This is a genomic window from Terriglobales bacterium, from assembly GCA_035567895.1.
Taxonomy (GTDB): Bacteria; Acidobacteriota; Terriglobia; order Terriglobales; family Acidobacteriaceae; genus Gp1-AA112.
The window spans coordinates 211,914-224,257 of the sequence record DATMPC010000011.1 but is presented as its reverse complement, the minus strand read 5'-3'; the positions used below and the strand labels follow the sequence as shown (position 1 = coordinate 224,257).

The 12,344-nt window shown below is 58.0% G+C and carries 11 protein-coding genes; 5 read left to right on the top strand and 6 right to left on the bottom strand.

Annotation, left to right across the window (positions count from 1 at the left end; genetic code table 11):
• The first annotated feature begins 61 nt into the window (after positions 1–61).
• The 3 genes from VNX88_03435 (at position 62) to VNX88_03425 (ending at position 1,661) form a co-directional block, all read left to right on the top strand.
• Entirely contained in the window at positions 62–235 is a 174-nt protein-coding gene (locus VNX88_03435) for a hypothetical protein (protein ID HWY67689.1), read from the top strand.
• 120 nt (positions 236–355) lie between these two features.
• Complete coding sequence (locus VNX88_03430; protein HWY67688.1) at positions 356–1,021, top strand: hypothetical protein; 666 nt, start codon at positions 356–358, stop codon at positions 1,019–1,021.
• 151 nt (positions 1,022–1,172) lie between these two features.
• Positions 1,173–1,661 (top strand): hypothetical protein, encoded by a 489-nt coding sequence (locus VNX88_03425; GenBank protein ID HWY67687.1) that lies wholly within the window; start codon positions 1,173–1,175, stop codon positions 1,659–1,661.
• Positions 1,662–1,782: 121 nt separating this feature from the next.
• On the opposite strand, the gene larB is transcribed toward VNX88_03425, so the two are convergent.
• From larB to VNX88_03395, 6 genes are all read right to left on the bottom strand, one after another.
• Positions 1,783–2,529: a nickel pincer cofactor biosynthesis protein LarB gene (gene larB / locus VNX88_03420; protein ID HWY67686.1), complete on the bottom strand. Its 747-nt coding sequence runs from the start codon at positions 2,527–2,529 to the stop codon at positions 1,783–1,785.
• 2 nt (positions 2,530–2,531) lie between these two features.
• Positions 2,532–3,977, bottom strand: a complete 1,446-nt coding sequence (gene larC / locus VNX88_03415) for a nickel pincer cofactor biosynthesis protein LarC (GenBank protein ID HWY67685.1) — start codon at positions 3,975–3,977, stop codon at positions 2,532–2,534.
• 7 nt (positions 3,978–3,984) lie between these two features.
• The gene (larE, locus tag VNX88_03410) at positions 3,985–4,845 is read right to left on the bottom strand and encodes an ATP-dependent sacrificial sulfur transferase LarE (GenBank protein ID HWY67684.1); all 861 of its coding nucleotides are present in this window, start codon (positions 4,843–4,845) and stop codon (positions 3,985–3,987) included.
• Between the two features lie 30 nt (positions 4,846–4,875).
• Positions 4,876–5,859: an aldo/keto reductase gene (locus tag VNX88_03405; GenBank protein ID HWY67683.1), complete on the bottom strand. Its 984-nt coding sequence runs from the start codon at positions 5,857–5,859 to the stop codon at positions 4,876–4,878.
• 101 nt (positions 5,860–5,960) lie between these two features.
• Positions 5,961–6,830: an aldo/keto reductase gene (locus tag VNX88_03400; protein ID HWY67682.1), complete on the bottom strand. Its 870-nt coding sequence runs from the start codon at positions 6,828–6,830 to the stop codon at positions 5,961–5,963.
• Between the two features lie 60 nt (positions 6,831–6,890).
• Positions 6,891–7,136 (bottom strand): hypothetical protein, encoded by a 246-nt coding sequence (locus VNX88_03395; GenBank protein ID HWY67681.1) that lies wholly within the window; start codon positions 7,134–7,136, stop codon positions 6,891–6,893.
• A 481-nt stretch (positions 7,137–7,617) separates the two neighbouring features.
• Here VNX88_03395 and VNX88_03390 point away from each other — a divergent pair, with 481 nt between their 5' ends.
• Both VNX88_03390 and VNX88_03385 read left to right on the top strand, forming a co-directional pair.
• Positions 7,618–12,135, top strand: a complete 4,518-nt coding sequence (locus VNX88_03390; GenBank protein ID HWY67680.1) for a DEAD/DEAH box helicase — start codon at positions 7,618–7,620, stop codon at positions 12,133–12,135.
• Positions 12,125–12,310 carry a DUF5522 domain-containing protein gene (locus VNX88_03385; protein HWY67679.1) on the top strand — a complete coding sequence of 62 codons (186 nt, stop codon included), beginning with the start codon at positions 12,125–12,127 and terminating at the stop codon, positions 12,308–12,310. The genes VNX88_03390 and VNX88_03385 overlap by 11 nt, the downstream gene beginning before the upstream one ends.
• Positions 12,311–12,344 lie beyond the last annotated feature (34 nt).

The window sequence follows — 12,344 nt, the reverse complement described above, 5'->3', positions numbered from 1 at the left end:
CGGCACGTCTGATTGTGTTCATCTGCGTTCCACGCTTCCGGGCGCGCAAAGGAGATTAGTTATGCGAGGAAAAATAACTTGGATTGCTTTGTGTACTGCGGCGATGTTGATAGCCGAGATCTACGTGGCAAAAACTGTTCAGGCGACTGCGCCGACTCCGCCGCCAGGATTCATGGGCACGACCATGGCCAGGGGGACCTTCAGCCCATTTCAAGTCTTTAAGGCGTGCGCCTAACCTTCCTACTTTTTTCTTGCTTCTGGGCTTTTTATACCCTCACCATTCAAGCAGATTTCCGTCTATGCGATGTCGGAGGCCCGGTTGGCTAAACACAGCCAGCCGCGTTGCCCAACTCATATGAACACAGTCTTCCTGGGAACCATCGCCTTGATCCGGGCGTTACTAGTGGCGCTCCTTGCCGTTCCGCTCGCGGCACAAAGCGTCGATCAGCTTGTTGGAAAGAACGTTTCGATCGCACAGACGAATTACAAAGGGCGAAGTGCCATTCAGCTGCTGGCCGCTCCACAGGCTGCCAATGACACTTCCTACGCGCTGATCAAGGGCTCTTCATTTAAAGATGGCACGATCGAAGTAGACCTGGCGGGCAAACCAGCCGCCGGTGCCGGCGAAGCCGCGCGCGGGTTCATCGGCATCGCGTTTCGCATACAGGATGATGGAAAGCACGAGTACATCTATCTAAGGCCAACCAACGGCCGAGCCGACGACCAAATCAGGCGAAATCACTCCACCCAGTACAGCTCAGGTCCCGATTTCGACTTCGCCCGTTCGCGCCAGGAGGCTCCTGGAAAATATGAGTCCTACGTTGATCTTGAACCCGGTGTCTGGACCAAGTACAAGATCGAAATAGAAGGCCGCAAGGCACGGCTCTACGTGAACGGCGCCGAGCAACCTTGCTTAATCGTCAATGACATGAAGCTCGAACCGCGCGCAGGCGGTGTCGCGCTCTGGGTCGGCCCCGGCACTGAGGGATATTTTTCGAATCTGAAGATTACGTCGAGGTAGCTTGTGCCATGATGGAGCTGGATTGCGACGTTTACATTCGCCAGAGACTCCGGTGCCTCATCTGGCTCTGTATCACTTTGGAACGCTAGAAAAGAACACTTCGTCACTAACGAGTCTGGCCGAAGACTAAAACTTAGGAGGAAAGATCCCTATGCTTCGGAGAATCTCGCTGGTGTTTGTAGTGTGCATCCTCGCTTCGCTCGTGGCGCAAGCGCAAGACGAAGCCGAATTATTTGGCGGCTTTTCCTATATGCGCTTCCGCGGTGCCAACCTCGCCGGATGGGAGGCCTCAGAACAATATAAGTACCAGGATTGGCTGGGCGTGGTCGCCGATTTTGACGGGCACTATGGATCCATCAGAGGGATCGGCACATCGACCCACACGTTTCTGTTCGGACCTCAAATCTCAGTACCTTCCAGCGTATCGCCCTTCGGTCACTTACTGCTCGGTGGAGCCCATAACAGCACAGGAGGTTTCGGAAGTTCATCTTTCTCGATGGCCCTCGGAGGCGGGGTCGATACGGAACTGACCGATAAAGTGCGATGGCGCCTCGTTCAAGCAGACTACTTGCTAACGCAGTTCGGAGGCGGCTCGCAGAACAACTTCAGGTTCTCGACCGGAGTTATATTCCGATTCTGATTAGCTCGAAACTGGAGTCGCATTGTGGCTGGGCCCGGGCATCGAAAGACCTTTTCCAATCTGAAAGTAACGGCGAAATAGCACCCGCGCATTTCTGGACTATCCGAGGCAGTGTGCCCATTCATAGCTGGTTGATGATTGAAGCCAGATATCCGGCGCCGAATCCGTTGTCGATGTTCACTACGGCTGTGTTTGGCGAGCACGAGTTCAGCATTCCCAGAAGAGCGGCCAGTCCTCCGAAGGAGGCGCCGTATCCAACGCTGGTGGGAACGCAGATCACCGGAGCCGGTACAAGCCCGGCAACAACACTCGGCAGCGCGCCTTCCATGCCGGCGCAGACGATCAGAATTCGAGCCCTGGAGAGAAGATCGTGCTGCGAGAGAAGACGATGGAGGCCGGCGACTCCGACATCACAGAGTTGTTCAACGTCATTGCCCATAAGATCCGCGGTGACAGCGGCCTCTTCTGCCACTGGAAGATCGCTGGTTCCGGCGCAGACAACCGCGACCAATCCCCGGCCTCGTTTCTCGTGATTGCGGTGGAGCACGATGCAACCCGAAATGGGATGGAATTGGGCTTCGGCAATATGGGCGTGTACGGCCTCGAACTTTTCGTGATTCGCCCGAGTTGCGAGTACGTTGTTACTGCGAGCTGCCATTCGCACAAAAATCTCAGAGACCTGCTCGGGAGTCTTGCCGGCCGAATAGATCACCTCCGGCATGCCGACGCGCAAGGGCCGGTGATGGTCGATCTTCGCGAAACCCAGATCCTCGAAAGGAAGATGGCGCAGGCGCGCAATTGCTTCTTCTGGAGACAGTTGGGAATCGCGAACCTGTTCGAGCAGCTTGCGAAGTGCGCTCTCGTCCATGCTCAGGCGACGTGTGACTTCGTGCTCAGCGGCTTTCTGGTGTTGTCGGAGAGGGAAGAGGAGGATTGTCTTTTTGCAAGATAGGAGCCGATCGCCTCCTGCTGAACTTGTTTCAGCGGAATCGAATTGGCCTCGGCGATCCGGCGGCAATCTTCATACTCGGGAGCGAAGTTCGTGACCGTCCCGTTCAAGCGAGACTCTTTTACCCGAACTTCACCCCATTGTGTGGCTGCACGGATCATCGCACGTTCAAGGCAGTCGCGGCGTTCGCGCCGCGTGCGAATTCCGATGGTGCTGGTCTCACGGAAAAGAATCTCGCGCATTGTTGGCGCCGTCGTTTCATCGCACAAGACCGTGAGCAGCGATCCGGGACGATTCTTCTTCATCTGCGCAGGCGTGACGAATACATCAAACGCTCCTTCCGCCAGCAAGCGTTCAGTGACGTACCCCATCACCTGCGGACTGAGATCATCGATTGTCGTTTCCAGAACTGTGACTTCTTGGTGCGAGTGATCGTGATCAAGCATTCCCGTTTCGAGCAGTTCACCGACTGAGATTCGGAGGACGTTCGGCGAGCCATCAAGATCCCGCGAGCCCGCACCATACCCGATCGATTGAATATTCATTGCCGGAAACGCAGAGAAGGAGCAGTCGAGCGCGCGAAGAAGAGCCGCGCCGGTGGGCGTCACCAGCTCCACATTGACTCCCGACGAGTAAACCGGCGCTCCTTTTAACAGAGCGAGAGTCGCAGGAGCTGGAACGGGAAACTCGCCGTGCGCACACGTTACGCTACCGCCACCAAGATTCAGCGGAGAGCAAACGAATCGATCCACGCCAAGTGAGTGACATCCGACTGACGCGCAGACGATGTCCACGATGGCATCGACTGCTCCGACCTCGTGGAAGTGAATCGACTCGAGCGGAACATTGTGAATTCCCGCCTCAGCTTCGCCGAGAAGTTCGAAAGCGCGGATTGCCGTTGCGCGCGCGGTATGCGGAATATCCGCATGCCGAATGATTTCTCGGATTTCCGAAAGTGATCTTCCGTGCTGATGTTCGTGCGCGTGTGAGTGCGAATGGGAGTGGCCATCTCCTGTTGAAACGTCGTTCGGAGCCTGGTGTTCGTGAGCGTGTGGGTGAGCGCGCGAATCATCGTGACTGTGACCGTGCGCATGCTCACGGGAGCGTTGAGGCTGATCCGCGAGCTTTCCGTTCACCAGCACATCGACTTTCGTCGCAGAAATGCCACTGCGATCGACGCGGCTGATGCGAAGCTCGGCGTTGACATTCAGTGCGGCTACCGTCTGCTGCAAAAGCTCCGGCTTGACGCCCCCGTGAAGCAGGGCGCCCAGCATCATGTCCCCACTAATTCCCGAGAAGCACTCTAGATAAGCAACGCGCATGCCTTTTACCTGGTTACACGATCCAATCCCAGTTTGAAGCGACAAAGGAAGCTCACTTCGCCAGCCCGATCTGCTCAATCGGTAGCACAGCATTCATCGAGCCGGACCGATATCCTTCGCAATCCAGGGTCACATATTTGAATCCGAGCTTTTTGAATATCGGCACGAGTCGCGCTGCCATTTCGGGACTGAATGCGCGGTCGAGCTCATCGCGCGCGATCTCGATGCGCACAATGTCTCCATGGTGGCGTACGCGAGCCTGTTTGAATCCCAGCTCTCTAAGCGCATCCTCTCCGGCTTCGATCGCCGCCAGGGCCTCGCGAGTAACCGGACGTCCATATTCAATGCGTGATGACAGACAAGCAGAGGCAGGCTTGTTCCACACCTGCAGACCAGCACGCTCAGATAAAGTGCGAATGTCGACCTTGCTGAGCCCTGCATCTGCCAGAGGACTCAGGACGCGGTGCAGCGCAGCAGCGCGTTGTCCCGGACGAAAATCTCCCTCGTCGTCGAGGTTCTTACCATACGCGATGTAGTCAAAATCCAACTGATCGCGTTCTCTCTCCATAACGGTGAACAGTTCGTCTTTACAGTGGAAGCAGCGAGCCGCGTCGTTGCGCGTGTACTCTGGTCGGTCCATCTCTTGAGTCGCAATCACCTTCAGCGGAATATGCCAGTGCTCTGCGAATTCAATGGCCAGTTTCAACTCGCGGCGGGGAAGACTGGGAGAATCTGCCAATACAGCCAGCATGCGCTCTCCAAGCACTTCGTGAGCGGCCCACGCCAGGAATGCGGAATCCGTTCCGCCGGAATAAGCGACCAGCACGCTTCCCAACGACGCAAGTCGAGCGCGTAAAGCTTGCTCTTTCTGATCAAGGTCGATAGTGAGCGAGCGTGCTCCGAGTGCGGACATGATTTTATTTTCCAGGCGCCATCAGTGCGTTCAACCTAACCATTGCGGATTGTGAACCGTGCCGTCGAAGTTCGTGGTGGTTTTGTACTGCTCGTACTCACCATTCTTCGCCGGAGCGGCCGTTTTAGCCAACAGCGCTGTGCGCTGCCCTTCATCCAAAGGCTTAAAGTCCCGTGCAGCCTTCAGCGCCTGTTGAAGTATATCGATCGAATCGCACCCTGTGACCACGACGCTGGTAGGCAGGCTCATCGCGTAGTGCAGACACTCAACCGGCGTGACCGCTTTGCTGCGGAGAATGATCTTGTCTCCCATCGGCTTCATTCCCAATACACCGATGTTCTTCTTGACCAATATGGGAAGAACGATTTTCTCGAAGCTGTGGTAATGCGCGTCCATTACGTTGAGCGGCATCTGCACACTATCGAACAGGAACTTGTTCTGATCTGCCAGTTCGAGCATGTGACGATGAATCTCAGGGCTCTTGTGTCCGGTAAATCCGATGTAACGGATCTTGCCCGCCTGCTTCGCTTTCACGGCCGCCTCCATGCCGCCGCCAGAGGCGAAGATGCGCTCTGGATCGTTCATGCGAATGATTTCGTGAAACTGCAGCAGGTCGATGCGGTCGGTCTGAAGGCGACGCAGTGATTCGTCGATCTGATTGGCGGCGGACTTCGCATCTCGACCATCGATTTTCGTCATGAGGAAAGCCTTCTGCCGATAGCCATCGCCCAGAGCTTTACCCATGCGGATCTCGCTTTGTCCCTCGTTGTAGTCCCAGCAGTTGTCGAGGAAGTTGATTCCTTCATCTAGCGCGGTTCGGATGATGCGGATGCTCTCGTTTTCATCCTTCTGGCTCCCAATATGGTACCCACCGAGTCCCACGATTGAGACCTTCTCTCCAGTATGGCCGAGCGTCCGTCTCGGAATCGAACCTGTCGATGCATTGAGAACTGGGTCGAAAGAAGAGGCGATTCCGGTCATGGCGATTCCCTTCATGAACTCGCGACGCTTCATAAAAGCCTCCCCGGAAATTCTACTGAAGGGCGAAGTCGGTTGCAGAACCCCTGCGGTAGCGGGAGGTGCTTTTGTCCACCAGCAAAAGAGTTCGCCGGCTCTTAAGCCGATGCACCGATTCTACGAATCAAATCTTCCTGTTCTGTTTTGCTCTCCGCGCCGATCGTGAATGCGTCGAGTGTTCCGAGCGAGAGGGCGAACTTAAGCGCCTCGTCCTGACGCTTGCTCAGATCGCCCTGGCCGAGAATCTTCATTCCGATGATTCCGTTTCCTGCCGCTCGCATTTCTCGAATGACGCTGGCTACCGTTTCAGGTTCGGCATCCATGTGCGAGCCGATGGGATTCATGCGTACCAAATCAACTTCCACCCAGGGAGACTTCGCGGCTGCACGAAGTGCTTCGATGCTGTGACACGAGCACCCATGAGTTCGTATGATGCCTTTTTCTTTTGCCTCTGAGAGCACGTCCATCACGCCGCGGAAACGCGTAGTCCAATCAGCTTCTGTCAGGCAGTGCATGAGGCAGATGTCGAGATAGTCGGTCTTCAGCTCGCGGCGGAAGCGATCAAGATCGGCACGCGCGGTCTGCGCATCGCGCGCCCAAGTCTTCGTCATCACCGTGACCTTGTCGCGAGGAAGCTGCCGAATCGCCTCGGCCACGTGCGGATGACTCCCATAGGAATCCGCAGTGTCAAAGAAGCGCAGACCATGATCGTAGCCATTCAGCAGCAGCTCGGAGAGTCCCTTAACTCCCATGGAGCTCTGATGAGACGTGTGTCCGTACCCGACGGTGCCGGTTCCCATTGCAAGGCGGCTGGTCTTGATTCCCGTCTTGCCCAGTGTGACTGTGTCGGTCGCGGCGAAGCGGCGGGGGAGAGTCTGGCTGAGGAGATTGCTGGCGAAAGGATGAGAGCTTAGCCAGGCAACTCCCAAACCGTAGGCGGAACGGACGAGGAACTCGCGACGCTTCATGGGCGCCTCCGTTTCGATCATTTTAGACGTGGCTAACGCGATTCGGTTTTGCCTAGCGGCTCAGTTTGAAGATGATCGCCGATAGAAAGCCCGAAGCACACAGAAAGCCAGCATCATGGCTCCAGTGGCACCCGTCAAGATCATGGGAATACCAAGGAGCATGCCGAGCACCGCAACGCCGAGACTCTTTTCGCCGGGGCTTAACGCTTGTTCGTGAGCGACTGAAATCTCTAATCCGACATACAGAATTACAGACGCTGCAACCAGTACGCAGCCAGCGAATAGCAATGGTCTCTTGCGCAACATCCTTTCAGCCTAGTTTGCCAGAAGCGGAACTCCAAAGCGTTTGCCACTCCTTGACTATTTGCCTTTTATTCGCCTATAATGACTCAGTGCAACTTGTTGGCCTTCAATCTCTGCGTCTGAGTTCAGCCGCCAGTCATTCGTTCCTTTTCTTAGTGTTCTTAGTGCCGATCCGGCAATTTAATTGTTCATCCATCGCAAGGATCGATGGATATCGCATGAGATCCCAAGGGATTAAACATGGGATATCCCTAGGGACTTCATGGGATCAGAAGGGACTTTGCGATTTTTTTGCGCAATGACGGCGTGGCTCTTGGGTAGGCTGAAGGAAGCCTCGGGTAACGCCGTGGAAAAGTCGGGGTAACGCCGCGGAAATTTCGGCGTTACGCTGTGGGAAATCCGGGGTTACCCCGGGGTTTGTTTGGGAAGATCTTGTGTTCAATACTCCAGAAATCTCCATTGGTTCTTAGTCTAAGTACTGTAGATGACAGAATTTACGCAAGAAGAGGAGGGGAGGGGTGTAGAGCTGGATGTCCCACAGGCGCTTGCCTGGGCGCATCCGCTGGTCCAAGAGTGGTTTGTCTCGAAATTCGGCACGCCCACTGAGCCGCAGGAGGAGGGCTGGCCTCGTATCCTCTCTGGACGCTCCACACTCATCGCCGCGCCTACTGGATCAGGTAAGACTCTTGCCGCGTTCCTTGCCTGCATCGATCGGCTGATATGCAAAGCGGTCACCGGCCAGCTCGAGAACAAGATTGAAGTCGTTTACGTTTCGCCGCTGAAGGCGCTGGGAAACGACATCCAGACGAACCTGGAGCGGCCGCTGGCGGAGATTGCGCGGCTGGCTGGCGAACGCGGGTTGCTTATGCCCCAGATCCGCACCTTTGTGCGTACCGGGGACACGCCTTCCGCCGATCGGCAGCGCATGCTGAAGTCGCCGCCACACATTCTGGTCACCACACCCGAGTCTCTGTACATCCTGCTCACGGCAGAGAAGAGCCGCGAACTGCTGCGCGATGTGGAGACCGTGATCGTGGACGAAATCCACGCCATCGCCGACGACAAGCGCGGCGCGCATCTTGCCATCTCGCTTGAACGTCTTGATGTGCTCGCCCATCGCAAGCCGGTGCGCATCGGGCTCTCGGCTACACAGAAGCCGATAGAACTCGTCGCTAAATTCCTCGCTGGCGCCTCGGGGGAGCCGGAGATTGTGAATGTTGGTCATAAGCGGCGGCTGGATTTCGCCGTGGAAGTTCCTCCGAGCCCACTGTCGGCTGTGATGACCCACGAAATGTGGGACGAGGTCTATGACCGTCTCGCACAGCTCACCGAGCAGCATCGCTCCACGCTCATCTTCGTGAATACACGCTCTTTGGCGGAGCGCATCGCACACTGTCTCGCCGACCGGCTCGGTGAAGACGCGGTCGCTGCGCACCACGGCAGCCTCTCGCGCAAGCTGCGTTTGCACGCTGAGTCTCGTTTGCGAAAAGGCGAACTCAAGGCGCTGGTGGCCACCGCTTCGCTCGAACTCGGTATCGATGTCGGGCACATCGATCTGGTTTGTCACATTGGCTCGCCGCGGTCGATTGCGGTGATGCTGCAGCGCGTCGGACGCGCCGGGCACTGGCGCGGAGCCATTCCCAAAGGCCGCATCTTTGCCACCACCCGCGACGAGCTGATCGAATGCGCTGCGCTCGTTGGTGCCATCGAAGCCGGCGAACTCGATGCGCTGATGATTCCTGAGGCTCCGCTCGATGTGCTGGCACAGCAGATCGTCGCCATGTGCGCTGCCGACGATTGGCCTGAGCAGGATCTGTTCAACGTGTTGCGTCGCGCTTATCCCTATCGCAATCTGACCGAGCGCGACTTCGAGGAGATCGTGACCGTGCTCTCCGACGGTATCGCCGCCAGCCGCGGACGATACGGAGCTTACCTCCATCGCGATCGCGTGAATGGCTTGCTCAAAGCTCGTCGCGGCAGCCGCATGATCGCCGTCACCAATGGTGGCGCGATCCCTGACAATTCGCTCTATACCGTGGTTGCGTTGCCCGAAGAAGCGGTCGTCGGCACGGTCGATGAAGACTTTGCTGTCGAGAGCCAGCGCGGTGACGTGATGCTGCTGGGCAGCACCAGCTGGCGCATTCATCGCGTTGAGTCTGCGGGACGCGTGGTTGTGGAAGACGCGCAAGGCGCGGCGCCAACCATTCCTTTCTGGCGCGGCGAGGCTCCGGCGCGAACTCCCGAGCTGTCGCATCAGGTTGCGGCGATCCGCGCCAAGGTGGATGAACTCACGCCTAACGTGACTCCAGTTGGAATCTCGCAGAACATTCCCGAAGTGGCATCGGCCGTCGGGTGGCTGAAGAACGAATGCCACATGGACGACTCTGCCGCTGAGCAGATCGTGGAATACATCGTCACCGGACGGGCAGTGCTCGGGGCTGTGCCCACGCAAACCACGCTGATTGCCGAGCGCTTCTTCGACGAAGGCGGCGGCATGCAGCTCGTGATCCACGCTCCCCTGGGCGCGCGCATCAACAAGGCCTGGGGACTTGCTCTGCGCAAGCGCTTTTGCCGCTCGTTCAACTTCGAGTTGCAGGCTTCGGCCACTGAGAACGGCCTGAACATCGCTCTGGCCGAGCAGCACAGCTTCCCGCTGGCGGATGTCTTCGAGTTTCTGCGCGAGGAGAGCGTGCAGGAGGTGCTGGAACAGGCCGCACTCGACTCGCCCATCTTCAAGACCAGGTGGCGCTGGGATGCCGGGCGAGCGCTCGCACTGCTGCGGTACCGGAATGGAAAGAAGATTCCGCCGCAGATTCTACGCATTCGCTCCGACGATCTTCTAGCCTCGGTATTCCCCGATGTTGCAGCTTGCCAGGAGAACATCGAGGGCGACATCAAGATTCCGGATCACCCGCTGGTTCGCGAGGTCATGAAAGATGTCCTCACCGAAGCAATGGACATCGATGGCCTGAAGAACCTGTTGCACGGCATCTCGGACGGCTCGATTCGCCTGCTCGCCGTCGATACTCCCGTGCCCTCACAGTTTTCGCACGAGATCCTGAACTCTGCGCCGTATGCCTACCTGGACGATGCTCCGCTCGAAGAGCGCCGCGCCCGCGCCGTGGAGATGCGGCGTACGCTTCCCGATTCGGTACTGCAGGAGGTGGGTGGCCTCGACCTGAGCGCTATCGAGCAGGTCCGCAACGAGGCCTGGCCCGACGTTCGTGATGCCGATGAGCTGCACGATGCGTTGCTCACGTGGATAACTCTGCCCGAGCACTTTTGTACACTTGGAGCACTGTCCTCTAATGACTTTGTGCCACAGCCGCCCTCGGCTGTGGCTCTGCCCAAGGTCAACCCAAGTGATGCTGCATTTGTTACCAATGCACTGAACAGTTCTCTTTTGGACAGGTTCTCGCTTATGTCGCCTGCATCGAACACAGCCGAGGGCGGCTGTGCCACAGGTGACATAGGAGTCACAACCTGGGCCACGTTCTTCTCTGATTTACAAAGGCAGCGTCGCGCCGCACGCGCGCGCGTGGCAGGTCGTTCGTTCTGGGTAGCTGCCGAGAAGCTGACCAGCTTCCGCGCGCTCTATCCCGATTCGGAACTGGAATCTCCGGTCGACTCCGCCGAACGCGAGTCGCCAACTGCCGACGATGCCCGCCTGGCAATGGTCACCGGCTGGATGATGCACTCTGGGCCAGTCACCGCCGAGCAGCTGGCGACCGCACTGCATCAGCCGGCAAACGAGATCGACATCGCCCTGCTTCGCCTCGAAGCCAAGGGCTCGATCCTGCGCGGCAAATTCGCGCGGCGTGACGGAGTTACCGAGTGGTGCGACCGGCGTCTGCTGGCCCGCATTCATCGGCTCACCCTTGGCGTGCTACGCAAGCAGATTCAGCCGGTCACTCCGGCCCAACTCATGCGCTGGTTGCCACGCTGGCAGCATGTGGCGCCGGGGACGCAATTGAGTGGCGAGCGCGGTCTGCTGGAAGTCCTGCGGCAGCTTCAAGGCTTTGAAATTCCGGCGAATGCTTGGGAGAAGCAGATTCTGCCGCAGCGCATCAAGGACTACGATCCCAAGGATCTGGATCACTTGTGCCTAACTGGAGCTGTCGGCTGGGGCAGGCTCTCGCCGCATCCGGCCACACTTGAGGCTTCCGCGGAAAGCAATCGGCGTGTAGTTCCCACGAGCGTTGCGCCAGTCACGTTCTTTCTGCGCGATGAGTCCGATTGGATGACATCGGTCCGCTACCAGCAGCCAATCGCGATCGAGCGCTGCTTGAGCCCTGTGGCAAATGAAGTACTGGCATATCTGCAGTCGCGCGGCGCATCGTTCTTTGCCGACATCGTGCGCGGGACCGGCAAGTTGAAAGCTGAGGTCGAAACCGGCCTATGGGAACTGGTCGCTGCCGGTGTCGTCACCGCCGATGGCTTCGATAACCTGCGTGCCCTGGTCGCTCCCCGCCGCTCCGGAGCCGCCGGACGCGCTAGGCGTCCACGACACAGCGCGGGGCGCTGGACCATCATGCACGGCGAGCCTGCACGCGATCAAGCCGCCGCGCTCGAGGCCACGTGTCGCATGCTGCTGGACCGCTATGGCGTGGTCTTCCGCGAGCTGCTGGTGCGCGAGTCGGTCCTCCCAAAATGGCGCGAACTGCTGCTGACCTTCCGCCGCCTCGAAGACCGCGGCGAAGTGCGCGGCGGCAGATTCGTCTCCGGCTTTATCGGCGAACAGTTTGCGCTGCCCGAAGCGGTTGAATCCTTGCGGGCAATGCGCAATGTGCAGCCCGCGGGGGAGATGGTGACCGTATCCGCGGCTGATCCCTTGAACCTGGCTGGCATCATTGTGCCCGGCGAGCGCGTGCCGGCAATCTCTGGACATAACGTAAGCTTCCGCGACGGATCGCTCGTGGAAGAGGATGGCCCAAGTCCGGTGCTGCAAATTCTCGCGGCGCGCGAGAGCGCAGAAGCAATCCGGAGCGCGAGTGGCGACTGAGCAACACCGCGAGTCGTCCTCCGGTGAACCGCTGGTGGAAGATCTGGATTACTACATCGAGAACGGTCTGTATGTTTTCACCGAGCACTATCTGCTGAAGCGCGGCTATTGCTGCCAGTCAGCATGCCGTCATTGTCCGTATGGCTTTACGAGTGGGGATTCCTCAGACAAATAAAAAGGGGCGGCTATAGAGGCCGCCCTTGTGGTTC

Coding starts and splice junctions, on each gene's coding strand:
- VNX88_03395 (HWY67681.1), bottom strand. CDS start 7,136: ATGTTGCGCAAGAGACCATTGCTATTCGCTGGCTGCGTACTGGTTGCA.
- larB (HWY67686.1), bottom strand. CDS start 2,529: ATGGACGAGAGCGCACTTCGCAAGCTGCTCGAACAGGTTCGCGATTCC.
- VNX88_03390 (HWY67680.1), top strand. CDS start 7,618: ATGACAGAATTTACGCAAGAAGAGGAGGGGAGGGGTGTAGAGCTGGAT.
- larE (HWY67684.1), bottom strand. CDS start 4,845: ATGTCCGCACTCGGAGCACGCTCGCTCACTATCGACCTTGATCAGAAA.
- VNX88_03400 (HWY67682.1), bottom strand. CDS start 6,830: ATGAAGCGTCGCGAGTTCCTCGTCCGTTCCGCCTACGGTTTGGGAGTT.
- VNX88_03405 (HWY67683.1), bottom strand. CDS start 5,859: ATGAAGCGTCGCGAGTTCATGAAGGGAATCGCCATGACCGGAATCGCC.
- VNX88_03430 (HWY67688.1), top strand. CDS start 356: ATGAACACAGTCTTCCTGGGAACCATCGCCTTGATCCGGGCGTTACTA.
- VNX88_03435 (HWY67689.1), top strand. CDS start 62: ATGCGAGGAAAAATAACTTGGATTGCTTTGTGTACTGCGGCGATGTTG.
- VNX88_03425 (HWY67687.1), top strand. CDS start 1,173: ATGCTTCGGAGAATCTCGCTGGTGTTTGTAGTGTGCATCCTCGCTTCG.